A 23,302-nucleotide genomic window follows, 5' to 3' on the forward strand; every position below is an offset into this window, starting at 1 on the left:
GTCAGCCTCCGATCAGGTGCCGCGCGACATACACGGTGGCAAACCCCGCCGCCATGAAGAGCGCCGTCGCCGCCAGGGAACGGCGCGAGCCGCGCGCCAGCCCGCAGACGCCGTGGCCGCTGGTGCACCCCGACGCGAAACGCGTGCCGATGCCGACCAGCAGGCCGGCCGCGATCAGCCTTGCATTGCCCGCTTCCACCACGATCGGCGGCAGCGCGCTGCCCAACCGATACAACCAGGGAGACAGGCACAACCCCAGTAGGAACGCCAGGCGCCAGCCGGCATTTCGATCAGGCGGCAACAGCCCGCCGAGGATGCCGCTGATGCCGGCGATGCGGCCCGCGCCCAGCATCATGAGGACGGCGGCCACGCCAATGACCGCGCCGCCGCCGAGCGCGCTTGCGGGCGTGAAGGCGGACAGGTCGATCATGACGCGAGCGCCGCCATGGCACGGCCGCAATACAGGCTGGACAGCGTCTTCATGACCTGGTTGACCTCGAAACTGGCCAGTTGGTAGTACACGTACTTGCCCTGGCGCCGGGTGCTCACCAGGCCCTCATCGCGCAGCACGCCCAGTTGCTGCGACAGCGTCGGCTGGCGGATGCCGGTCAGGGATTCCAGTTCGCCGACGTTGCGCTCGCCCTGCACCAGTTGGCACAGCAGCAGCAGCCGGTCTTCGTTGGCCAGCGCCTTGAGCAGCGCGCAGGCCTGGGAGGCGGATTCGCGCAGCGCGGCGACCTCGCAATCGTTCAGGGCAGTCAACATTTGATGGGGGTCAATCGGCGTAAAAGAGTTTGATCATTATATTGACCGATAAACTATCCAACAATATTATTGAAAAATATATATTGTTCTGCGCACATCCTCCTCTGCTCCAGGCGCCTCCCCATGAACCCGCATATCCAGGCCTTCTTCGACCCGGCCACCGCCACCGTTACCTATGTGGTGCACGAGCCCGCGTCCGGCGGCGCCTGTGCCATCATCGATTCGGTGCTCGATTACGACCCCAAGTCCGGCCGCACCAGCACCGTCAGCGCCGACCGGGTAGCCGCCTACGTCCGCGAACACGGCCTGCGCACCGACTGGCTGCTCGAGACCCACGCGCACGCCGATCACCTGTCGGCCGCGCCCTACCTGCAGCGCCAGTTGGGCGGCGTCATCGCCATCGGCCAGAGCATCCGCACCGTGCAGGGCGTGTTCAAGAAGATCTTCAACCTCGAGCCGCAGTTTCAGCTCGACGGCTCGCAGTTCGGCCGCCTGTTCGCCGATGGCGAAACCTTCCAGATCGGCGCCCTCACGGCGAGCGCCATGCACGTACCCGGCCATACGCCGGCCGACATGGCCTACCGCATCGGCGACGCCGTCTTCGTCGGCGACACCCTGTTCATGCCGGACGTCGGCACCGCGCGCTGCGACTTTCCCGGCGGCGACGCCCGCCAGTTGTACCGCTCCATCCGGCACCTGCTGAGCCTGCCGGACGACACCCGCCTCTACATGTGCCACGACTATCCGCCCGCCGGCCGCGAGGCCGCGTGGCAGACCACCGTGGCCGAACAGCGCCGCGCCAACATCCATGTGCGCGACGGCGTCACCGAAGACGAATTCGTCGCCATGCGCACGCGGCGCGACGCCACCCTGTCGATGCCCACGCTGATCCTGCCGGCCATCCAGGTCAATATCCGCGCCGGCCATTTCCCGCCGCCGGAAGACAACGGCGTGCGCTACCTGAAGATCCCCGTCGACGCCCTCTAGCCAGCGCCCGCAAGGTTCTCGCGGCGGCGCACTTGCGCACCGCCGGGATATCCCGCAAGATCGGCCGGTCACAAGATCGCCGATCCCACGGAACCCCCATGTTCGCCGAAGCCGAAGCCGACCCCGTTCTGTCCAAGGAAGCCTTCAAGCCGCTGGAAGCCCGGCTGCGCGTCGCGCTGCTGAACGCGCAGTACCAGCGCCTGCAGAAGGCCGAGAAATCCCTGCTGGTGGTGGTGGCCGGCATCGACGGCGCCGGCAAGGGCGCCACGATCAACCTCCTCAACGAATGGATGGACCCGCGCCACATCAGGACGCTGGCCTATGGTCCTCCGGAAGGCGACGAGCTCGAGCGTCCGCCCATGTGGCGCTACTGGAAAGATCTGCCACCCAAGGGCAGCACGGGCATCGTCTTTGGCTCCTGGTACACGCCGCTGATCCGCGAAGCCGCGCGCAAACACCCCAATCAGGACAGCATCGAGGCGCAGTCGGTCGCCATCCGCCGCTTCGAGGCAATGCTGGCCGCCGAGGGGGTGCAGATCCTCAAGCTCTGGTTCCACCTGTCATCGGAGGCCCAGCAGGCGCGGGCCAAGCGTCTGCTGGCCAGCCCCGAGACCTCCTGGCAGGTCAGCCCGATCGACCTCAAGGTGCACAAGAAATATGACCGCATCCGCAACAGCGGCCAGGTCGTCATCAACCACACCGACAGCGGCCATGCGCCGTGGGTGGTGATCCCCAGCGCCGACGAGAACATGCGCGCCGCGCGCACCGCCGAGGCCGTGCTGGCCGCCATGCGCCAGAACCGCGTGCCGCGCATCCCGGCGTCGTTCGTGGCCCACACCGGTCCGGCCCGCATCCTCGACCGGCTCGGCCAACTGGACTACGACGCCAAGCTCGACCGTGACGACTACGAGTCCGAACTGGGACTGCTGCAGGGCCGGCTGGCGCGCGCGGCCCGCTCCAGGAAATTCCAGGAACGTTCGCTGGTGTTGGTGTTTGAAGGCCAGGACGCCGCCGGCAAGGGCGGCGCCATCCGCCGCATCACCCACGCGCTCGATGCGCGCCAGTTCGACATCACCCCGGTGGCCGCGCCCAACAGCTACGAGTTGTCCCGCCCTTACCTGTGGCGCTTCTGGCGCCACGTGCCGCGCCAGGGGCGCATCGCCATCTTCGACCGCTCCTGGTACGGCCGGGTGCTGGTCGAGCGAGTCGAGAAAATCACCCCGCCCGCCCACTGGCGCCGCGCCTACGCCGAGATCAACGACTTCGAGGCGCAACTGGCCGGCAGCGGCGCGCTGGTGCTGAAATTCTGGCTGGCGATCACCGCCGACGTCCAGCTCGAACGCTTCAAGGACCGCGAGAAATCGCCCTTCAAGAACTTCAAGATCACGCCCGACGACTGGCGCAACCGCGACAAATGGAAGGAATACGCGGCGGCCACCAACGAAATGCTGGCGCGCACCGATGTCAAGCATGCGCCGTGGCACCTGGTGTCGGCCAATGACAAGCGCTACGCTCGCCTTCAAGTGCTGCGACATATCGTCGAAGCCCTGGAAAACCAACTCTGACCCGCAGGAGACCTTGCCCATGAGCTCGGCTGAAATCCGTCCCGTCGTCGCCGCCGATTTTGATGTCTGGCTGCCCCTCTGGAAGGGGTATCAGGACTTCTACCGCGTCGACATCGCCGACGCCGTCACGCGCAACACCTGGGCCCGTTTCCTTGATCCGGCCGAGCCGGTGAATGCCGCGCTGGCCTACGACGGCGGCCGCGCGGTCGGAATGGTCCATTGGATCTTCCACCGCTCGACCTGGACGGCGGGCGACTACTGCTATCTGCAGGACCTTTACGTCGATCCGGAAACCCGCGGCACCGGCGCCGGCCGCAAGCTGATCGAACACGTCTATGCGCAAGCGGCCGCCGCCAACTGCGCCCGTGTCTACTGGCTGACCCACGAGACCAACGCCACCGCGATGCAGCTATACGACCGCATCGCCGACCGTTCCGGCTTCATCCAATACCGCAAGGTGCTGCCTTGAGCGCGCGCGACCCCGACTGTCCGCTGTGCCAGACCGACGGCGGCACCTTGCTGTGGCGCGGCCCGCACCTGCGCCTGATCGAGGTGGACGACCCCGACTACCCCGGCTTCACCCGCGTCATCTGGAACGCCCACCTGGCCGAGATGACCAGCCTGTCGACCCACGGCCGCGACCTGCTGATGCGCGCGGTGTACGTGGTCGAGGAAGCGCAGCAATCGATCCTGGCGCCCGACAAGATCAACCTGGCCTCGCTCGGCAACATGGTGCCGCACCTGCACTGGCACGTGATTCCGCGCTGGCGCGGCGACCGCCATTTCCCCGACCCGATCTGGGCGTCGCCGCGCATCGTCGCCGGCGCCGAGCCGGCCGAATGGTCCGAACGCCAGGCGCGCGTGCGGGCGCTGCTGCCGCGCTATCGCAACCGGCTGGTCGAGGCCATGAACGCGTTGCTGTGGCATTGAATTGTCGAGACGATCACGCCAAATCCTATAGAAATCAAGACCTTCCGCTCCTCGCGACGCATTCAATTCAGGTAAAATTCAGGTTTTACGCTGTATCGCAGCACGCAAGGAGTGAATAGTGACCCTGCAGGCCTCGCCCTCGTCCCGGCCCGTCTCTTTCCTGCAGGCGTTCCTGCGTTCCGAAGCCCTCGGCGGCTACGTGCTGATGCTGGCGGCGGTGGTCGCCCTGATCGTCGCCAACAGCCCCCTGGCGCCCGGCTACTTCGAGATCCTCGGCGCCAAGCTCGGCTTCCAGGCCGGCCCCGTGCTACTCAAAGAATCGGTGCTGCACTGGATCAACGATGGCCTGATGGCGGTGTTCTTCCTGCTGGTCGGCCTGGAGATCAAGCGCGAGGTGCTGGACGGCCAGTTGCGCGGCGCGGCTCGCATCGTGCTGCCTGGCATCGCCGCCCTGGGGGGCATGGCCATGCCGGCGCTGATCTACGTGCTGCTGAACCTGGGCAGCCCCGACACTCTGCGCGGCTGGGCCATCCCCGCCGCCACCGACATCGCTTTCGCACTGGGCATCCTGGCCCTGCTGGGCAGCCGCGTGCCGACCTCGCTGAAGGTCTTCCTGACGGCGCTGGCGATCCTGGACGACCTGGGCGCCATCGTCATCATCGCGCTGTTCTATACCTCCGAGCTGAACCTGTTCGCGCTGGGCATGGCAGGGGCCCTGCTGGCGTGCCTGTTCTGCCTGAACCGGGCCGGCGTGCTGCGCCTGGCGCCCTATCTGCTGATCGGCGCGGTGCTCTGGTACTTCGTGCTGAAGTCCGGCGTCCATGCCACGCTCGCGGGCGTGGCGCTGGCGCTGACCATTCCGCTGCGTCCGCGGAACCAGGGCCGCGCGGGCGAGCATTCGCCGCTGCATTCGCTGGAACACGCGCTGCACAAACCCGTGGCCTTGCTGATCGTTCCCCTGTTCGGCTTCGCCAACGCCGGCGTGTCGTTCGCCGGCATGGGGCTGTCGAGCCTGGCGCAGCCCGTGCCGCTGGGCGTGGCGCTGGGCCTGTTCCTGGGCAAGCAACTGGGCGTGTTCGGCTTTGCGTGGCTCGCCATCCGCACCGGCTTGGCCAGCCTGCCGCGCCACGCCAGCTTCACGCAACTGTACGGCGTGGCCCTGCTGTGCGGCATCGGCTTCACCATGAGCCTGTTCATCGGCGCGCTGGCCTTCAGCGATCCAGCGGCGGTCGATGCCACCAAGATCGGCGTCCTGACCGGCTCGCTGGCCTCGGCGGTGGCGGGCTTCCTGCTCTTGCGCACTAGCGGCTCGTCGGTGCCAGCCGCCGCCAAGGCCTGACGCCAGGCACCACCGCAAGCGCCTGGCCCGGGCCGCCGCCGACGACGCTGCCTGACGCGGCCCGGCCCGGCTAGCGGCCGGCGTCCTTCGGATTGGACAGCGGGAACGACGCGTCGCTCAGGCAGGACTTGAGCCAGCCATACTCATCGTCGTCGTGCACTTCGCCGTCCACCTTGGGCAGCGGCTTGGAGGAGTAGTCCACCTTGTGCACCTCGGGGCCGGTGTTCCAGTGCGCGTCATCGGCAATGCTGCCCGGGCAGTTGGCGTCGTTGCCATTGAACGAGCAGGACGCCACCGGCACCGGTTTGTTGTCGACCACCTTGGCCACATAGCGTTGCACGTAGACCGAGCCCGTGGCCCAGTATTCCTCCACGCTGCAGATGCGGTCGTTGTTCTGGTAATGGCGGGTCGCGAAACAGGCGTAGTACTTGTAGTCCGGCGGCAGGATGTCGCAGGACACGTCGAAACCGGCGTAGGGGCCGCCCGTGAACTGCTTGTTGAACTCCCGCTGGCGCAGCGCCGCGGCGATCATGGCGGGCAGCTTGTCGCCCTTCCTGATCTCCTTGAGCGCGGCGACGCGGTTGAGGATCATGTCGGCCGCGAGGCCGCCCGGCGTCTGGTCGTCCTGCAGCGCATCGGAATCATCGGTCAGCCCGTTCAGCGCCTGGTCGCGGGCCTCGATCCAGCGCCGCTGGCTATCCACCAGCATCTTGCGGATCTCCTCGTCCGGCGCCTGCTTCAGCACCGCCGCATAGGCGCGGTTCAGCTCGCCATCGGCAGCCACCGCCTTGCGATCCGAACAGATCAGCTTCTCGGAGGAAGTGCTGGCCTTCTGGCAGTTGATCGCCAGGGCCGGCGCCGCCACCACGCCCAATCCCGCCAGGCACAGCAACTGCGCCGCGCGATTCCTGAAACTCATTGCAGTTCTCCCTGGCATCGGGCCGCTGCGTCAGCGGCTGATGACCTCGCTGTCTTCCATGACGATGCGGTAACGGTTGCGCAGGTCAAGGACGTAAGTGAAATTCGACGTGCCGGTCGCGGTCTTGCCGCGCTCCGGGCTCGATACCTTGTAATCGTAGAGGCCCTTGACCATGCACATCTGGTCCTGGCACTTGGCCCGCAGCGAACTCTGGTCGACCACGAAACGCCGCACCGGCCAGCGCGCGAAGTACGCCTCCTTGTCCGCCAGAATCTCGGATTTCGGCCGCTGCTTCTTGAAGTAGTCGACCGAATCGGCGTAGAACTCGCGCGTGAACTTCAGCGCTTCCTCGTTGGTGCCGCTGCCCGCCTGGATCATCAGGGCCGCGGCGTTGATCGCCTTCTGCTCATCCGTGATCGCGGCCGGCGCGGTTTCCTTGGGCATGTACGGATTGGCCACGGGGCCGGCCGGCGCCGGCGCGGCATCCGGCGAAGCCGGCTTGCGCGGCGGCAACTTGGCATCCCCGGGCGACTGCGCCTGCGGCGCGGGCGCCGCGGCAGGCGCAGTCGCCGGGGCCGCGCGCTGGCCCGTGCCCGGCTGCACATCATTGCTGGCCGTCCTGACGTTGCCGGTGCGGTTGATGCCGTACTTGATGATCTCCTGCGGCGAGAAGAAATACATCTCCTTGGACGGCGTGCTGAACATGATCCCCAGCACGTCGGCCGACACGCCGTACTTCGGCAGGGTCGCGACGATGTCCGACACGCCGAACTGCGCCTGTTCGCCCGTCATCTCGGGCGCGGAAATCTGGTGCACGCCCAGGCGGCCTTCGGCCAGGCGCTGGCGGCCGGCGAAGAACACAAACGAACACGCCGACGCGCAATAGCTGTCCTTCGGGATATAGGTGTTCAGCCCGCGCTCGTAAACCTCTTCGGCCACCACCAAGCCGATATGCACCAGGCCGCCGCCATTGTTCTGCAGGATCAGGGTGGAGATGGTCGGATGCTCGCGCAGCGCTTTCTTCAGATTGAGCATGTCGTTGGCGCCCACCGCGCCCACGTAGACCAGCAGATTGGGCTGGCTGGGCAGGAAGAAGAACGGGCCGTAGCGCTCGGGTTCCTCCTGCTGCGCCGCCGGCGCCTGCGTCTGCGCCACCGCGGCGGACACTCCGGCCATGGACAGCGCCAGGCCCGCGGCCAACATCGTCAGTTTTCTTTTCAGCATCATCAGTCCTTGTTCTCGGAACGCATGCCATGGACGGCATCGACCCCGCCCTGCGCAACCGCGTCGCCCCGGGCGCGGCGGCCCGCCGGTCGAATGCCGGATTTTATCCATCCCCAGCCATTTCATCCCGCATTCGTCCGCCAGCCGCCCCGCGCCGCGCTAACGCCGCTGGCAGGCGTGCGTGCCGTCCGCGATCGCTCGCGCCAGGCGCTGGATTGTCTCGGGCCGCGCCAGGCGCGCCTCTTCGTCGGGATTCACGATCACGCCAGCCTCCACCAGCACCGCTGGCATCGCCGCCGTCTTGAGCACCGCCAGCCCATCGTAGCGATGCACGCCCAGGCGACGATCGAGCAAAGGCCGGTTCTCGCCCGCGATGGGCTCGGCGTGGTACAGCGACGGCTTTTCGCCCGCTGCCACCAGCGCCTCGCCGATGGCCTTGGCGCATCGCAGGCTGTCCTCGTAGCGGGGATTGAGCTGCGAGACAAAGATGGCGAAGCCCGCGAATTCCCGCTGACGGCCGGCATCGATGTACTTCTGCTGCATCGAATCGTGGTGGATAGAGATGAAGAAGTCCGCGTCCGGCGCGGTCAACGCGCGCCGGCCCAGCGCAATCTCGGCGCCATCGGCCGACACGCGCGTCACGCGGTCGCCCAGCGCCAGCAGATCCGTGGCCACCGCGCCGCTCAGGTCCAGGTTGTACTGGTACTCCACCCGGCCGCTGGCGCCCGTGGCGCCCGGCTGCTTGGGCGTGTGGCCGGTGTCCACCACCACGTAGGCCGCCTGCGCCGACAGCGCCGCCAACCCCAGCAAGGCCGCCGCGACGCCGCGCGCCCATCCTGCCGCCCCTTGCTTGCCCGCTCGACCGTTCATGACTGTTGCCACGCTTGAATTCGCTTTGTAAGAAACCAGGCCCCCACCCACCGAGACAGGACCGAATGCGGCGGATTCTCGCGCAGCCCGGCGCCACCGGCAATGGCGGAATGCGCCGCGTGGCGCGCGTTGGTAACAAACTCCGCCTGGCATGGCCGTCGGCATGGCGCCGAAGACATGCACCTTGCGCCCTCACCGCGACAGCGCGCCCGCGCCGGGCGGACACGCGGCGGAAGCAAATGACATAGAAAGTTACCCGCGTTGTCGCGTTCAGGCTGCGCTCATCCTGGAGCGCTACCATCAACCCATGCCCCTCGCATCCGCGGGCGCACCCCGGCCCGCGGCATTCTTACCCGGAGGTTCCCAGCATGAGCAATCTGAACGGAAAAGTGGCCGTCGTCACCGGCGCGGCCAGCGGCATCGGCAAGGAAATCGCGCTGACCCTGTCGCGCGCGGGCGCCGCGGTCGCCATCGCCGACCTGAACCAGGCCGGCGCCGACGCCGTCGCCCGCGAAATCGAGCAGGCCGGCGGCAAGGCCATGGGCGTGGCCATGGACGTCACCAACGAAGACGCCGTCAACCAGGGCATCGACCGCGTCGCCGCCGCCTACGGCAGCATCGACATCCTGATCTCGAACGCCGGCATCCAGATCGTCAACCCCATCGAGAACTTCGCCTTCGCCGACTGGAAGAAGATGCAGGCCATCCACGTCGATGGCGCCTTCCTCACCACCAAGGCCGCGCTCAAGCACATGTACAAGGACGATCGCGGCGGCGTCGTGATCTACATGGGCTCGGTGCACTCGCACGAAGCCTCGCCGCTCAAGTCCGCCTACGTCGCCGCCAAGCACGCGCTGCTGGGCCTGGCGCGCGTGCTGGCCAAGGAAGGCGCCAAGCACAACGTGCGTTCGCACGTCATCTGCCCCGGCTTCGTGCGCACGCCCCTGGTCGAGAAGCAGATTCCCGAGCAGGCCAAGGAACTGGGCATCAGCGAAGAAGACGTGGTCAAGAAGGTGATGCTGGGCGATACCGTCGACGGCATCTTCACCACCGTCGAGGACGTGGCGCAGACGGCGCTGTTCCTGTCGACCTTCCCCAGCGCGGCGTTCACGGGGCAGTCGTTCGTCGTCAGCCATGGGTGGTACATGCAGTAAGTCTTGATATCCTTGGGTCGCGGTCACGGCGCGCTTGCTTCCTTTAGGCGCCGTCCGATTTCGACTCGAGGATTGCCATGTCTTTCAGCACCGACGCCTGGGCGCGCAACGCCGCGCTGTACGAAAAAACGCGCACCATGCCGTTCAACCAGGAGCTGGCCAGCGGCCAGCTCAGCGAACAGGCGTTCCGCCACTACATGATCCAGGATGCGCACTACCTGCTGGCATTCGGCCGCGCCCTGGCGGTCGCCGCCGCCAAGGCCGATCATGCCGACGGCGTGGTGCAGTTCGCCGATGCGGCCAAGAACGCCGTGGTGGTCGAGCGTAGTCTGCATGAGGGGTTCATGAAGCAGTTCGGCATCGACGCCGAGACGTTCGCCGGCACGCCGCTGTCGCCCGCCAGCCATCACTACACCAGCTTCCTCATCGCCACGGCGTGGAGCGCGCCGTATCCGGTGGCGCTGGCGGCGTTGCTGCCGTGCTTCTGGATCTACGCGGAAATCGGCCGCGACATCCACGCCCGCGCGACGCGTCCCAACCCCTATAGCGCGTGGATCGATACCTACGCCGGGGAAGAATTCCACACCCTGGTGCGCGAAGTGATCGCCTCCGTGGACCAGGCGGCGGACAAGGCGTCGGCACAGACGCGCGAGGACATGCACCGGGCTTATACGCATGCGGCGCAGTTGGAATGGATGTTCTGGGATTCGGCGTATCGGTTGGGGGAATGGCCGGTTTGAGACGACGCGTACCAGATAGGCTCTACGACCGCAGTCAGACCTTCGGCATCACGGTCGCAGGGGGTTCCGGGCAGGGCGAAGCCGGCATCAACGGCACCTGCCGTTCCGCTGCGCTGACGCCGGGCACCGTGATGTCCTGCACCACTACCGCGCGCCGCTCCACATAGACCTCGTAGTCCTTGCCAGCGGCTGGCGTGAAATACCCGGCATTCTTCGTCTCGGGCCCGCTCGTGGTGATCACGGACCCATAAGGCCCGGCGTTTCTGTAGGTCCCGCCGACCTGACCGTAAATGGTTACCGGAATACCCGCCTTGATGATGAATTCGTCGAACACCAGGCCCGAAATGTTCGGCGAAGGCGGCATTCCAACGCTGCCGCTACCGCGCATGTGCGAACGCTGGATCGTTTCCAGGCCGTCGCCATGGCCGAACAGGCCCGATGCGGGCAGGAAGCACGTCCTGTCAAAATCCAGGCGGATGCGATCCGCCGTATAGACATACACGCGAACCCGCGCACTGCTGCCAGCGTCGTAATGGCTGAGGATATTGGGATTGGTGGCGGAGCAACCCGCCAAGGCACCGCCCAGCAACAAAGCGGACGCCACGCAACGCAATACAGCAATCATCTACCACTCACTCAAAAGAAAAGAAATTAGCCAGGGCAAACGCGGTACTCACTTGCCATAGGCATCGCGAGGCTCAGCCAAGCGGAACAAGCCCGTCTTGCCGCATTGATAAGGATAGGCCTCGGTGCAGCGCTTGCGCATCGTGCGCGCCAGCATTTGCGCCATATCCGCCGCGATCCGCAGGCCGTCTGCGGCCGGCCCCCGATTGGAGTAGTCGCGTAAGGAAATCGGATAGGTGTCTTCGGCGTAGCCGCGGTATTCACCCGATACGGCGTCATACAGGCGCACCTTGATGCTTACCGATGGGCCGTATTGCTGATAGCCGCCAAAGCCATTGGGTTCGCCCAATGCCACCACATACTTTGCCCCGATGGCCGCTGCGTCTTCCTTCAAGGTCAACGGCCGCGCGGAATCCGGATTCACCTTGCGCAGCTTGAATGTCGCCTTGATGCCTGCCGCATCCATCGCGCCGGGCAGTTCGTTGTTCAGGGCCTTGCAGACCGTCTCGGCTGCATACAGCGCTGGCAGCGCAGTACGTGCGCCGATCCAGCCCGTGTCGTCGATTTTCTTCTGGTAATTGCAGTCGGACGTATAGACCAGGACCGGACTGATCACTTCATCCGGCTCGGGGTTCGTCGCCAAGGGCTTGGCCGGGGAACCCATGATGAAGGCGCAGCCCGACGTGAGCAGCAACACAGCGGCAGTAGCTGCCAATTTAAGTGAACGCATGATATTCGTGGTATTCAATGAAGCAAACTGCGGACGGGCGGTAGCCGTCTACTCGGCCGTAGCCGGCTCAGCGAATTGGAAGATCTCGGTGTAGACCGTGGAGCCACCCAGATCCACCACCGCGAACTCAGCCGCGTGATAGAAAACCTCGACCTGCTTGCCCGCTTGAAGCCGAGCCAGGCTTTGGCGGCGCAACACTACGCCCTATCACCTAGTTTCCTTGCTCAGGATATTTCTTCAATAACTCTACGAATGGCGGTTCCTGGAGAGTCCGGCGGTGTTCCTCGCGGACATCCGGTTTGGAGTTGCTGACTAAGGAACGCACCTTGTCGATGTCGGCCTGCGCCAGCTCCGGCTGCTCCATCCGGTCGTAGGCCAGACCGCGATAGGCGTATGCCCAGACATAATCCGGTTGGTACACCATACCTTCGGAAAAGGCTTCTGCGGCACTAGACCACTGCTGTACATCGATCAGTGCCCGGCCGAGATGGTAGTAACTCGGCATGCCATGGCCGGTGCCCTTGCCCCTAAGCCCCATGTTGTCTTGAAACATCTTTCGGAGAAGTTCAGCCGCCCGTTCCGGCTGCCCGTTATCTCGATAGTTACCCGCAAGATTGATGATGTCCCAGCCTGTGCGGGCAGGCTTCAAGCGAAGCGATTCCTCGCGATCGGCGATTGCATGCGCATAATCCCCCTTTTGCGCATAGATAAGAGCACGCATTCGTAGCGTGAGCACCTGCACCTCCGTCTGCGCGCCGAGCGGGCTTGAAAGGCAAGCAGACAGCAGCTGAATGGCCTGGTCCGGATCTTGCGCTCTGCCATTCACAGTGGACTTTATGCTGCTGACCTGCTCACACGGGCTGGCGTGACTCGTCGTCGCACGATCAGCAAAACCCGCCCTCGGCGTGACAGCACAACCTGAGAGCAGGATCAAGGGGGCAACGAGCGTTGCTGAGATAAATGACTTCATTGTGGATACTCGTCGTTGGTCAGATCGGGACGTAGGATTTGCAGCAGCGGCGGTGTTATTGATCCCTGGAGCGTGCAATAGATGTAGATCTGGCCGGCCGCGTCAACTTCGAGCATGAGTGCGCGCTCCACGCTTCCCTTCGGAGTCAGCGCGCCGGTGCCGCTCGGTTGCCAGGAGTCCACTGGATCGCCGACTTTGCGAATCTCGCTACGAGCCCAGGCATTGCCCTCGTCGACAAGTTTTCGCGAGGTGGGCAGGAGAGCATTGATCTTCTGGGCCACAGCGTTGATGCTGCCCTCCGCCTTGAACCCCCAATATAGGAAGGCGCCAAATTCGACATCGTAGGAAACTTCATCATGCCAAGCGAGCAGGCGCACCCCGTCAACATCCAGCGGCCTCGCAAAAACCTGATCCTGCCCCTTCTCGGCAAGCTGGTTTTCAACCACGATAGCCGCCGCTTTGCCTCGTTTTTTTACCTCTACCGCTGTTCCAAGCAGATTCGGATTTTCCTTGAGCGCATTGAACAGCGATGCATCGCATCTCGCGAACAGGCGGAGCGCCTCGCTTGCCGACGCGGGCGAACTGCCCGTCGCCGACGCCGAGGATGCTGCAAGCAAGAAAAGCGAGGCAAGCAGCGTAGGGGCAAATCTGGACATTGAATCTTCCGTTAGGGCGTTGAATGAATGGAACATGCCTGATGTGTTGCGGCACTCGACGGTCGTATTGCTTCGAGTGGCTGATAAACCAACCTTCGCTATCGAACAGCGATCGAAAACGTCGTCTGATGTTTCTTTTTTTCAGCATGGCCGATTCACTGGATAAGAACAGGAGTCCATGCACCAACAGCGAAGGGCGCTGGATATTAAATCCTCCAACATGAGAATTACGAAACTCTCGAGGGGAATTTACGCCGTTGGGATGAATTTTCCAATCAGACAAATCCGATATTTATTATTTTTACTGAACCAATCTAATTGACCAATACGGCGTACGTCCCAAATCGTCCTAAAACGAACATCTTGGCTAAACATGATTAGTCGCTGATGCTATCCGGGAGCATAGGTTGCCATGCACAATGCAAAGACTTAGGACGAAAACGTAGTCTGACATCCTATTTTCCTGAAACACCCATTTCCCTTTTTTAACCACAAAACTCTCGCATTCTTCTAAAAATTCACATCCCCGGAAGCCTTCACCACGCCTGCAAATTTTTCGAGATCAACCGCATCAAGATCGCAATACTCAGAATTCAGTTCAGAGCCGCAAGCAAAGCCGATGCTTTCACAATAGGCCGCATATACTGATCCCGCACCACTCTCCGGATGAAATACGCTTAGTGAAGGGCTGGATAATTCACCACCGCACCACGATATGAGTGCCCCATTGTCCACAAACCAACGCAACGAAGCCTCGATATTTTTTTTCCACAACTTTTCAGTTGGCCAAGAATTTATTTTTATCTCGACAGATAAATTACTCAAAGCGCCCCCCTCCCACTCCCTGAGCTTTATATCGGCAAACTCTTTCCATATATCATTTAGGAACGAATCCTTCTCCATAATGCTAGGCGAATACGCCGCCTTCCAGAATCCGAATAAAATCAATCCGGCCACTTCGTCTTGATACAACTCACCACTATCGTCATCTACAAAGGCCCAATAAATTCCAAGACTCTCACTAGTTCTCATAGCCCAAAGTTCCTCATTTGTTGCACGGACGGTTTTATCGCTGTCACAATATCTCCAACCCCAACCTTTCCGACGCCCTCTTTTGCGACAAAGATAATTACATCCACTCCATTAACCTTTCCATAGAAGCCTTTCACCGCTTGAGTCGTATCTGAGTCCCGAGTAAAGCAGCACGATACCCACCGATGAAAGGAGGAAGCGCACCCAGCGCTTGAAGCTGCCTTGTTCTATATATGTGTGCTTATCGAGCATGTTAATTGCCTGCCGCAGCCATCCCGTTTCTGATGTTTTTTATAACGCACTAAAATCAATAGCACATTGATGACAGCGAGATCGACGTCGACGAGGTGTACCATCGTCTGAACACGAAAAACCACCATTGAATCGCATTCAGACTCAAATGAAAGATTCAATGCCTATATCGTGTGGCCCGTACTGCTGGTGACCTACGGAAGCTATTAAGCATCGTCCGATGCAATCATGTACAGCACACCGATCGCAGCTGCGTCTTCCTTCAAGCCTAGCCCGAGGCCATACTCTCTCAGTTCAAAGCGATTTGTTCAGAGCCATCTCAATCCTCATCGGACAGGCAAACTAACTCAGCCCCCCAAGAAGGCTCGATGCAAAACAGGCGCAACGATCCCGCGATCACGCCCTCTCTGGACTTTTTTATTACCATATCATCGACTCGAACGCTTCCATCTGACAGCATATATAACCAATTCAATCTATCAATAATAGTACTTTCGGATATTTTGTCAGCTTTCGAATCCAACACTCGGGAAACAACATTTTGCCCGATAAAGTCAGCCACGCGAAACGACTGAACCGAGCTTAAAATCAGCCGCTGTTTTTTTTCACCATTAAATTCAAATGTGAGAATTAATTTTTTATCTGAACGTATATGTTCAATTCCAACAAGAACAGAATCGTGAAATATTATTTTACTCATAGCACACCCTCAAAAATGGATCTATCGGCTTCCTGGCCATTTGGAGACAGGATTCCCTTCACCACGAATCAATTCCCCATTTGGACCTCGATCCCAATTGTGAGCATGCGGATTCCCCTGCCCGTGATCATGGTCTGAATCGATATCAACACTGGGCTTGCCGTCGGCGCCATATTGACGCTCTTGACCACTCCCCGGGTTGGTGACCCAACTACCGGGTGTTCCTGTATTGGGTGTTTTTGAATCACGTTGCCCTGAATTGCTTTCGCTCAAAGCCGGACCAAACAGTCTATTCCATTGTTCTTGCAGTCCACGAGCTATATCATCGTTTATGTCTCTGGGCGATGGTTGGCGTCCCAACAAGCGATCCACCGAGTTACCAAAGCTGGCCCCTGAAGACCCGATAGGAGCCGTCAGACCACCACCTCCGAGTCCAGCCATTCCTGGCAACGGCAGCGCAAATTGATTGTTCTCCAACTCCACCCGTGCAGCATTGTTCACGGCTGCCACGGCGTTGGAATCCAATACCGTGGTCATTCCTGCCAGTAGGCTGGTCACGAGATTAATACGCGCTTCGCGTTCCACCGGATCGAGCTTGCCCGCAGGTTTACCAAAAGCCTGATCCATGAGCTGGCTGACAACGATGCCAGTCGACGCACCTGCAGCGCCAGCGCCGCAACTGGTATTCCTCGCCGCAGCGCCCGCACATGCCAACAGCGCATGGAGCGCCACCTGCCCGGGGGAACCCTCCCCACCGAGTAGCGGTGCAATTTCCTTGATCTTGGCGGCCCCCAAGCTTTGCAAGTAGTTCACGGCCGCGGCTTGCACTAGTTCACCCGCGCTGCCCATCACGTTTCCACTTACAGCCAACGTCACTGCCGTCAGCGCTTCACGATACACGCCGCCAGGCGCCCACTTCTTGACCTGCTCGTACTGAGCTCGCAATTGGTCCTTGCCTGGTCCTTCAGGAGCGGTATCTAGCGCATCCCTCATGGCTTTCGCTTCCTGGGCTCGATTCGTCAGGAACTGCCCCAACTGCCGGCTGGCCTCCGACGCAATCTCGAACCCCGCCTCGATCTTCTCCTTGTCAAAGATCGGCTTCAGCGCGTTCAACGTATCCGACGTATCCCGATTCAGCGCCGCAATCGTCTCCGCCGCAGTCTTGCCTGTCAGCGCCCGTTGTCCTTCCTCATCCCGGATGATGATGGTGCCGCCACTGATGGCGCTTTGGGTCGTGGAACTGCTATTGCCGCTGGCCGCAACCACCGTCGGTAGATTGGCGGAAAAGCCCCCACTCGACGCCAAGGAAGTACCTGCGTCCTTGGTCGCACCGCCGGCCACCTGGTTGCCCTTGGTGGTGCCCAGACCCGCCGAACCTTCTTTCGAGGCCCCGCCGCCAAATCCGAAGCCTCCGCCTACCGCAATCTGATTGGCGCTGTAGCTGGCGGAGTTCTTGATGTCCTGCGTGACCAGGGTGCCCGTGCTGAGCTTGTTCAGGCCCTCCGCTACAGCCTTGTCACTGCTGGCGATGACGCTGCCGATCAAGGTCGTGTTGTTCTTGACGTCGATCAGGAACCCGCCATCGCCCGCCCACAAGCCCGTCTGTTCAGTGACGGACTTGTAGTTGCTGTTCATCTTGCCGGTACCGAAATTGCCGGATACCGAACTCTGGCCGTAGCAGTAGGGCGGAACGCATACCGTGAGGTTCACCCCGCCGCTGGTTTGTTTGGAGGTATAGGTGCTGGTGTCCTGCAAGCTCTCCAGCAACAAGTTGCCGCCAACCGAAGCCAAAATCTGCTCGGCCTTGCCCGACGCCCCTCTGAGGGTTGTATCGCCACCTGATTGCAGGGCAAGCACGTTGCCCGCGGTGACGAAGCTGTTGGCCCAGCTCTGGTCCCGACCATTCTCGTTGCCGCGAGAGACGGATGCGCCCAACTCCAACGTCAACCCATTGGAGGTACCGGTGCTGTATCCGATACCGATACTGAACCCGCTGCTCTTGCTGTCCGTCTTCTGCTCGAAGACGTTCTTGGCTGCCTGCAGCAGGATATCGCCCTCGGCCTTCAGCACAGCGTTGTTGCCTGCGGACAGGTTGGAACCGGAAACCGTGATGTCCGACGCGCTTCCGGCGCCCTTGGCAACAATCGTCAGATCATTGCCCGCGGCGACGTTGGAACCGACAGATGTGGAGGAACTTCGATCAGTAGTGCTGCTGCTCTTGCTGCTGCCAAAACTGATTTTGATACTGCCGCCGCCCGCCTTGTCGATAGCGGTGGCGTTTTCAATAGCGCCGGCCGCCTTCACCGCATCGTAGGCATTGCTGGCCGCAAGCGCCGTGGTCGCGCCGGCCAGACCAGCCATAACGGCATTGCCTGACTTGCCCGCCGCCTCGGCCATGCGTGCGCCGGTCTGCATGGCGCTGACAACCGGCGTACTTGCGGTAATGGTGAATCCCGACTGCTTGACCTCGTGCACTTCACGCTGGCGCATGGTGTCGAAGCCACCCACGATGTTGACGTCTCGGCCGATCATGGTGATGTCACCTTGACGCGCCAGCACATCGCTGCCCACGACATTCAGCGAGCCTCCGGCATTGATCAGCACATCCCCAGTTACGCTGCCGATCGTGCTGCCGGTATTGAGCCCTCGCTTGGTATCCACCCAGTCCGTCGTCTGGCGCGATCCATAACTGATACCGCCCAATGCGCCAAAACCGGATTTCTTGATTTTTTCGTATTGGTACTCGTTGGCCGTATTCTGTTCCGCAACGATGTTGACGTTGCGGTCCGCGGACATGACCAAGTCCCTCTGTGCGGCCACGTTGGAACCGACCACGTTCAAATCCCGCCCCGCCATCAGCACGGCGCTATCGCCGGTGAAGGTGGAAGACACCGCCTGGGTCCAAGACGCTTCCTTGATACGGTGCGTCGTCTTGCTGGAGAGGAACCCCTTCGTCTTGTAATAGATCTCGTTATACGTATACCCGCTGGAATCCCCCGCCAGCACGTTGATATCGCGCCCCGCGCCCACCGCCAACTGCTTGTCGGACGACACTTGGGCTGCAATGGCATTGATATCCTGTGCAGCCATCAACGTCAGGTTCCCGGCAGCGGCAATGCGGGTTCCCACGTCTTCCGTCGTACGCATCTCCGACCGGTTCTTCTTGCCGAAGTTGAACGACTCGCCATAGCTCGTTCCCGCGGCGGTCAGGTTGATATCGTTGCCGGCGCGGATGCTGGCGTCGCCGGTGGCGGCGATGGCCGCGGCCTGCGCGTTGACGTCGCGGCCCGCCTGCACGTTCAACGTGCCGGCATCCACGCGCGCCACCCCATCAATGATGGTGTTGCTGATGCCCCCGCGAACATTCGATTGCGTGCTGGAAGTCAGGTTGACGTCGCGACCCGCCGTCAGCGCGACCGCATCACCCTTGAGCAGTCCGGCCAGGTTATCGATGTCGTTGCGCGCATTCAGGTTGACGGTCTTGCCCTGGATCGTGCCCACGGTGTTGCGCACGTTCTGCGCATCCACCACCAACGCGTTGCGCGCGCCGAGGGTGCCGCTGTTGGTTACGTCGCCCGTCGCGCTGATCTGCGTATCGCGGCCGGCGATCAGCGTGCCATCACCGCGCAGGTCGCCCGGCTTGACAGCCAGGTAGACCTGCGGCGCCAGCACCTTCTGCTGCGTGCCGTCGGGCAGCGTCACGGTCTGCTCCACCATCCAGACGATGTCGCTGGTCAGGTGGCGCATCTGCTCTTCAGTGAGCGCGGTGCCCACGGCCAGGCCGAACTTGTTGGCGAAGTCGGCGCCTGCCGACAGCAGCGCCTTGTACTGGGTTTCGTTGTCGGTGTAGTCGCCGACAAAGCGCTGGCCGGTGGCCAGCATCACCTGCTCGGCCACCAGCTTCTGCTCGTAGAAGCCGTCGCCCAGGCGCTTGAGGATGTGGCCCGGGTCCTGGTTCAGTTTCTCCAGCAGGAAGTCGCTGGACACCACGGCGCGCGAACCGATGAACTGGCTGTCGGTGGCGATCAGATAAGGCGCGTTGGGCGCCGTGATGACCTGGTACAGCTTGCTGGTCGGGATGGTCGGCGGCAGCACCACGACGGCAATGGTCTGGTTGCCGGGCAGCGTGATGCGCGTCAGCGTCGCCGGCGGCAGCGCCTGGACCACGGTGCTGGCCCCAGGCGCCGGGACGGACGGCGTGACCGCGACGCCGCCTTGGGCATCGCCCAGGCCGGTCTCGATGCGTTCGGCCAGGACGGTGGCGTTGTAATCGGAACGGTTGTACTTGCGGGAGTCGTTCTTCTCGTAGGTGTAGGCCATGGTGCCGACACGGTCGACCGTGCGCAGCCCCTCGGCGCCGACGTTGCTCAGCGTGCCGCCCTCGGTTTTCAGGGTGCCGCCAGCGAGGATTCGGCTCTTGTCGTTGACGATGTTGCCAGACAGGCGGGCATTGCCGCCTACGATGATCTTGCCTGGATCGCTCTCGGTGATGCGGGTCTCGCGCGTGATCTGGGTCACCTGATAGAAGGTGAAGTCCTTGATCATGCGGCTGCCGCGGAAGTCGGCGTTGAAGGCCTTGATCTTCTCGTTCAGCGTGTCGTACAGCTCCAGGTCGTGATCGTACTGGGCCTGTTGCTGGGCCAGGTCGTCGGGGCAGCGCCAACCGCAACTGTCGGGCGACGGCGGCCGCCGGATGCCGCTGGGGCGTTCCACTTCGAATACGGACCAGATCTTGGCGTCCGGCTTGTAGAGGAACTGAGCGGGGGTGGTATAGCAATTGCCAGCGTCACCGCCGCCGCAGTCATAGCTCTCGGGAAAGTATGCCGGGCCGATCGGCGCGCTGACACCCGCTCGTCCCTGCTGGTCCTCCTGGATGTTGCTGTAGTCGAACGGCGGCCCATACTGGCTCTCGGGATAGCGTGCCGACGGCATCAGCAGGCGCCGTTCGTCATACTGTCCCATCCAGCTCGGGTCTCGGCCGCAGATGGACTTGACGGTGTTGCAGAACCACATGCCTTCGCCGTCGACGATGTCGGTGGTGCCGTCCAGGCGATAGAACCACTTGGCTTCGCGGCTGACCTCGACGGTTTCGCTGGCGAAGTGCAGGTTGCGGTTCTGGATGCTGGCCGCGGCGATGTCGGCGTTGCGCTCGACTTCGATGGTGGCGGACTCGTTGGACAACAGCGCAGCCTGGCCGGCGGCCTTGCCGGTGGCGTCCAGCGTGCCGCCCAGCCGCAGGTCGCCCGCGGCGTAGATCAACGCGTGCTCGCGATTGGTCAGCGTGCCCAAGCCCAGGTCCATGTCGCCGCGCGAGGCGATGACGGCATTGGGTTCGTTCTGCAGCAACGGCGTCTTGATGCCGATGCGATCGCCGTAGATGCGGCCGGTGTTGAGAAGATTGCCGGCGTTGATGAGTGTGTAGCCGCCGTCGATCAGGCCGGCGTTGCTCAGCAGGCCGCCGATGATCAGTTCGTTGTTGCGCACCGCGATCAATTCGCCGCCGGCGCGGTTGGTCAGCGTATTGGCGGTGATCTTCAGGTCCTGGCCAGAGTGGATCTTGCCGTCGTTGTCGAGGTTGCCGGTGACCAGCTCCAGCGAGGTGCCGGCGGTCAGGGCGCCGCCGGTGTTGGTGATGCTGCTGAAGGCGAGCTTCGCATTGGCGTCGGACGAGACGTTGCCGCGCGCATTGTCGAGCGCGCCGGTGGACAGGGCCAGGTCCTGGCCAGCGCCGATGCGGCCGGACTGGTTGTCGATGGATCCGGTGTCCAGCATGACCTGCTTGCCCATCAGGCCCAGGGCGCCCGCGGCCGTGCTGCCGGCGCCGGCGATGCCGTTGGCGAGGGTGTCGCGGTTCTTCAAGCTGCCGGCGGTCAGCGCCAGCGCGTTGTCGGCCTGGATCAGGCCGGCGCTGTTGTCCAGCGTGCCTTGCGTCTTGAGCGTGAGGCCGCTGGCCGCGACGATGCCGCGAGTGTTGGACAGGCTTTGTGCGCTCAGCGCGGCCTGCCCTTGCGCGGCGATGGTGCCGCCGGCATTGTCGATCGCGCCGACGGTCTTCAGGTCCAATTCGCCACCGCTGGCGACCTTGCCGCCGCTGTTGGCGAGACTTGCCGCGTCGATGCCGACCGTGCCGCCATACAGGCCGCCTGACTGGTTCTGAATCGCGCCGCCGCTGCTGACCGCGAGCTTGGCGTCGGCCTGGGCGATGCCATTGCGATTGTCGAGGCTGGCCGCCTGGATGTCGGTGGCGCCGCCGAGCAGTTTGCCGCCACGGTTGTCGAGCGCGCCGGCCGTCTCGACGCGCAAAGCGTCGTTGGCCTGCACCGATCCCCCCTGGTTGTCGATGCCGTCGGCGCCGCGCAGCGCCACGCTCTGGCCCGAGATCACGCCACCGGCCGCGTTGACCACGGACTTGCCGCGCAGGTCCACCGCGCCGGCGCCGGCCAGCGTGCCGCCGGTGTTGTCGATGGCGCCCGTCACCTGGCCGTCGAGCGCGGCGCCGCTGGTGAGTTTGCCGCCCGTGTTGTCCAGGCCGGCCGCGCGCAAGGCCACGGAGCCGCCATAGACCGAGCCGCCGCGATTGGTGACCGCGCCCGTGGCGTCCACGCGCAATGCGCCCCCGGCGACGAACTTGCCGCCCGACAGCCCCAGCGCGTTCGCGGTGATGGTGGCGTCCCCACCGGCCACCAGGGTGCCGGGGTTGAGCAGTTGGTCCACCTGCGCGCTCAAGGCGCCGAGCGGACTGATGGAGCCGTCCGCCTGCAAGCCCGCCGTGAGCGCGCCGCGGTTCTCCAGCCGGCGCGCCACGATGCTGGCGTTGCCAGCCGAGGACATTGCCTGGTTGTTGATGACCTTGGCGGCGTTCAAGCCCAGCGCGCCGCCCGCGGCGACCGTGCCGTCGTTGACGATGTCGCCGGCGCTTTGCACCGCGAGGTTCGTGGCGGCCTGCAGTCGGCCCGAGGGCTGGATCCGGACGTCGCCGTTGGCGCTGACCGTCAGTGTGCCCGTCAGCGCCGCCAGGTTGCCGCCGATGTTCACGCCGACCCCGGCTTCCGTGCCGATCAGGCGAATGCTGTTGGCATACATGCCGCCCAGCGCCGCGACGTCCAGCGCCACGCCGGTGCCCGCGCCGGCGCCGGTGAGGGCCGACACGTCGATGCCGTCATAGCCGACGCGCGCCGCGCCCGCGACCACGTTCAGATTGTTGGCCCAGACTTGGGCATTCAGTTCCAGCGTGCGCGCCATCAGGTCGAGCTGGCTGAGGTTGGCGCCGTACAGGCCCGCGCCTTCGATGCCCAGGCGGCCGCCCGTGATGTCGAAGCCCAGTGCGCCATCCGGACCGATGACCGGCTTGCCGGTGGTCAGCGTGGCGCGGTTGGCGTTCAGGAAGCCGCAGCCGTTGCAGGTGATGCCGGCGGGGTTGGCGACGATCACGTTGGCGCGGTTGCCCGCGACTTCCAGCATGCCCATCAGTTGCGACGGATTGGGCGCCGTCACCTGGTTCAGGATGGTGGCGGCGCGCTGGTTGCCCAGCATCGGGTTGCCCGCGACCTGCCCGGCCAGTTGCGTCTGGCTGGCCGCGCCGCTGTTGTTCAGCACCACCCCCGAGGGGCCGACGTTGAACTGGGTGAAGCGGTTGTTCGAGACGCCGCCGGCCGACGGCGGCGCGATATTGACCACCGGTACGCCGTTGGCCACGCCCACGACGGGCTTCTGGCCCGGCACGCTCTTGTCGACGGAGATGGGCAGGGTCTGCGCCAGGACAGGCGTCCAGATCTGCGTGTACAGGACCAACCAGACAACTGCGGAGCGAAGCTTGGACATGGCGAGGCAACTCTCGGTAAGCGT

The 23,302-nt window shown here is 63.3% G+C and carries 19 protein-coding genes; 7 read left to right on the forward strand and 12 right to left on the reverse strand.

Annotation, left to right across the window (positions count from 1 at the left end; genetic code table 11):
• Position 1: 1 nt before the first annotated feature.
• Together AAID08_RS27290 and AAID08_RS27295 are read right to left on the reverse strand one after the other, a co-directional pair.
• On the reverse strand, positions 2–430 hold the full coding sequence (locus tag AAID08_RS27290) for a YeeE/YedE family protein (protein ID WP_054500363.1): 429 nt from the start codon (positions 428–430) through the stop codon (positions 2–4).
• The gene (locus AAID08_RS27295; protein WP_006389825.1) at positions 427–765 is read right to left on the reverse strand and encodes a helix-turn-helix transcriptional regulator; all 339 of its coding nucleotides are present in this window, start codon (positions 763–765) and stop codon (positions 427–429) included. The genes AAID08_RS27290 and AAID08_RS27295 overlap by 4 nt, the downstream gene beginning before the upstream one ends.
• A 123-nt stretch (positions 766–888) precedes the next feature.
• Between AAID08_RS27295 and AAID08_RS27300 the strand changes: the two genes are divergently transcribed.
• From AAID08_RS27300 to nhaA, 5 genes are all read left to right on the forward strand, one after another.
• Positions 889–1,752, forward strand: a complete 864-nt coding sequence (locus AAID08_RS27300) for an MBL fold metallo-hydrolase (protein ID WP_064527758.1) — start codon at positions 889–891, stop codon at positions 1,750–1,752.
• Positions 1,753–1,850: 98 nt separating this feature from the next.
• Complete coding sequence (pap, locus tag AAID08_RS27305) at positions 1,851–3,317, forward strand: polyphosphate:AMP phosphotransferase (RefSeq protein WP_054500361.1); 1,467 nt, start codon at positions 1,851–1,853, stop codon at positions 3,315–3,317.
• Between the two features lie 19 nt (positions 3,318–3,336).
• Positions 3,337–3,786 carry a GNAT family N-acetyltransferase gene (locus AAID08_RS27310; protein ID WP_054500360.1) on the forward strand — a complete coding sequence of 150 codons (450 nt, stop codon included), beginning with the start codon at positions 3,337–3,339 and terminating at the stop codon, positions 3,784–3,786.
• Positions 3,783–4,247, forward strand: a complete 465-nt coding sequence (locus AAID08_RS27315) for an HIT family protein (RefSeq protein WP_395757147.1) — start codon at positions 3,783–3,785, stop codon at positions 4,245–4,247. Before AAID08_RS27310 ends, AAID08_RS27315 begins: the two co-directional genes overlap by 4 nt.
• A 118-nt stretch (positions 4,248–4,365) precedes the next feature.
• Positions 4,366–5,586, forward strand: coding sequence for a Na+/H+ antiporter NhaA (gene nhaA / locus AAID08_RS27320; RefSeq protein ID WP_395757148.1), 1,221 nt, complete (start codon positions 4,366–4,368; stop codon positions 5,584–5,586).
• Between the two features lie 70 nt (positions 5,587–5,656).
• Here the strand turns inward: nhaA and AAID08_RS27325 are convergent, their stop codons facing one another.
• The 3 genes from AAID08_RS27325 to AAID08_RS27335 form a co-directional block, all read right to left on the reverse strand.
• Positions 5,657–6,505 carry a lysozyme inhibitor LprI family protein gene (locus AAID08_RS27325; RefSeq protein ID WP_054500357.1) on the reverse strand — a complete coding sequence of 283 codons (849 nt, stop codon included), beginning with the start codon at positions 6,503–6,505 and terminating at the stop codon, positions 5,657–5,659.
• Between the two features lie 30 nt (positions 6,506–6,535).
• Positions 6,536–7,729 (reverse strand): hypothetical protein, encoded by a 1,194-nt coding sequence (locus AAID08_RS27330; RefSeq protein ID WP_240317338.1) that lies wholly within the window; start codon positions 7,727–7,729, stop codon positions 6,536–6,538.
• 159 nt (positions 7,730–7,888) lie between these two features.
• The gene (locus AAID08_RS27335; protein ID WP_081273628.1) at positions 7,889–8,599 is read right to left on the reverse strand and encodes an N-acetylmuramoyl-L-alanine amidase; all 711 of its coding nucleotides are present in this window, start codon (positions 8,597–8,599) and stop codon (positions 7,889–7,891) included.
• Between the two features lie 368 nt (positions 8,600–8,967).
• Here AAID08_RS27335 and AAID08_RS27340 point away from each other — a divergent pair, with 368 nt between their 5' ends.
• On the forward strand, positions 8,968–9,753 hold the full coding sequence (locus tag AAID08_RS27340) for a 3-hydroxybutyrate dehydrogenase (RefSeq protein ID WP_049076994.1): 786 nt from the start codon (positions 8,968–8,970) through the stop codon (positions 9,751–9,753).
• A 77-nt stretch (positions 9,754–9,830) separates the two neighbouring features.
• Positions 9,831–10,493: a thiaminase II gene (tenA, locus tag AAID08_RS27345; protein ID WP_064527764.1), complete on the forward strand. Its 663-nt coding sequence runs from the start codon at positions 9,831–9,833 to the stop codon at positions 10,491–10,493.
• 34 nt (positions 10,494–10,527) lie between these two features.
• On the opposite strand, the gene AAID08_RS27350 is transcribed toward tenA, so the two are convergent.
• The 7 genes from AAID08_RS27350 to AAID08_RS27380 form a co-directional block, all read right to left on the reverse strand.
• The gene (locus AAID08_RS27350) at positions 10,528–11,118 is read right to left on the reverse strand and encodes a hypothetical protein (protein ID WP_395757149.1); all 591 of its coding nucleotides are present in this window, start codon (positions 11,116–11,118) and stop codon (positions 10,528–10,530) included.
• A 48-nt stretch (positions 11,119–11,166) separates the two neighbouring features.
• A complete protein-coding gene (locus tag AAID08_RS27355) occupies positions 11,167–11,847 on the reverse strand; it encodes a hypothetical protein (protein ID WP_144655963.1) in 681 nt (226 codons plus the stop codon).
• A gap of 211 nt (positions 11,848–12,058) precedes the next feature.
• Positions 12,059–12,817 (reverse strand): tetratricopeptide repeat protein, encoded by a 759-nt coding sequence (locus AAID08_RS27360; RefSeq protein WP_395757150.1) that lies wholly within the window; start codon positions 12,815–12,817, stop codon positions 12,059–12,061.
• On the reverse strand, positions 12,814–13,473 hold the full coding sequence (locus AAID08_RS27365) for a hypothetical protein (RefSeq protein WP_175144053.1): 660 nt from the start codon (positions 13,471–13,473) through the stop codon (positions 12,814–12,816). Before AAID08_RS27365 ends, AAID08_RS27360 begins: the two co-directional genes overlap by 4 nt.
• Positions 13,474–13,983: 510 nt before the next feature.
• Positions 13,984–14,505, reverse strand: coding sequence for a hypothetical protein (locus AAID08_RS27370; protein ID WP_395757151.1), 522 nt, complete (start codon positions 14,503–14,505; stop codon positions 13,984–13,986).
• A gap of 571 nt (positions 14,506–15,076) precedes the next feature.
• Positions 15,077–15,457 (reverse strand): hypothetical protein, encoded by a 381-nt coding sequence (locus AAID08_RS27375; RefSeq protein WP_395757152.1) that lies wholly within the window; start codon positions 15,455–15,457, stop codon positions 15,077–15,079.
• Positions 15,458–15,478: 21 nt separating this feature from the next.
• Positions 15,479–23,278, reverse strand: a complete 7,800-nt coding sequence (locus AAID08_RS27380) for a hemagglutinin repeat-containing protein (RefSeq protein ID WP_395757153.1) — start codon at positions 23,276–23,278, stop codon at positions 15,479–15,481.
• Positions 23,279–23,302 lie beyond the last annotated feature (24 nt).

The organism is Achromobacter sp. EB05 (genome assembly GCF_044232075.1).
GTDB classification, from domain to species: Bacteria; Pseudomonadota; Gammaproteobacteria; order Burkholderiales; family Burkholderiaceae_B; genus Achromobacter; species Achromobacter dolens.

Coding starts and splice junctions, on each gene's coding strand:
- AAID08_RS27290 (WP_054500363.1), bottom strand. CDS start 430: ATGATCGACCTGTCCGCCTTCACGCCCGCAAGCGCGCTCGGCGGCGGC.
- AAID08_RS27295 (WP_006389825.1), bottom strand. CDS start 765: ATGTTGACTGCCCTGAACGATTGCGAGGTCGCCGCGCTGCGCGAATCC.
- AAID08_RS27300 (WP_064527758.1), top strand. CDS start 889: ATGAACCCGCATATCCAGGCCTTCTTCGACCCGGCCACCGCCACCGTT.
- pap (WP_054500361.1), top strand. CDS start 1,851: ATGTTCGCCGAAGCCGAAGCCGACCCCGTTCTGTCCAAGGAAGCCTTC.
- AAID08_RS27310 (WP_054500360.1), top strand. CDS start 3,337: ATGAGCTCGGCTGAAATCCGTCCCGTCGTCGCCGCCGATTTTGATGTC.
- AAID08_RS27325 (WP_054500357.1), bottom strand. CDS start 6,505: ATGAGTTTCAGGAATCGCGCGGCGCAGTTGCTGTGCCTGGCGGGATTG.
- AAID08_RS27330 (WP_240317338.1), bottom strand. CDS start 7,729: ATGCTGAAAAGAAAACTGACGATGTTGGCCGCGGGCCTGGCGCTGTCC.
- AAID08_RS27335 (WP_081273628.1), bottom strand. CDS start 8,599: ATGAACGGTCGAGCGGGCAAGCAAGGGGCGGCAGGATGGGCGCGCGGC.
- AAID08_RS27340 (WP_049076994.1), top strand. CDS start 8,968: ATGAGCAATCTGAACGGAAAAGTGGCCGTCGTCACCGGCGCGGCCAGC.
- tenA (WP_064527764.1), top strand. CDS start 9,831: ATGTCTTTCAGCACCGACGCCTGGGCGCGCAACGCCGCGCTGTACGAA.
- AAID08_RS27350 (WP_395757149.1), bottom strand. CDS start 11,118: ATGATTGCTGTATTGCGTTGCGTGGCGTCCGCTTTGTTGCTGGGCGGT.
- AAID08_RS27355 (WP_144655963.1), bottom strand. CDS start 11,847: ATGCGTTCACTTAAATTGGCAGCTACTGCCGCTGTGTTGCTGCTCACG.
- AAID08_RS27360 (WP_395757150.1), bottom strand. CDS start 12,817: ATGAAGTCATTTATCTCAGCAACGCTCGTTGCCCCCTTGATCCTGCTC.
- AAID08_RS27365 (WP_175144053.1), bottom strand. CDS start 13,473: ATGTCCAGATTTGCCCCTACGCTGCTTGCCTCGCTTTTCTTGCTTGCA.
- AAID08_RS27370 (WP_395757151.1), bottom strand. CDS start 14,505: ATGAGAACTAGTGAGAGTCTTGGAATTTATTGGGCCTTTGTAGATGAC.
- AAID08_RS27375 (WP_395757152.1), bottom strand. CDS start 15,457: ATGAGTAAAATAATATTTCACGATTCTGTTCTTGTTGGAATTGAACAT.
- AAID08_RS27380 (WP_395757153.1), bottom strand. CDS start 23,278: ATGTCCAAGCTTCGCTCCGCAGTTGTCTGGTTGGTCCTGTACACGCAG.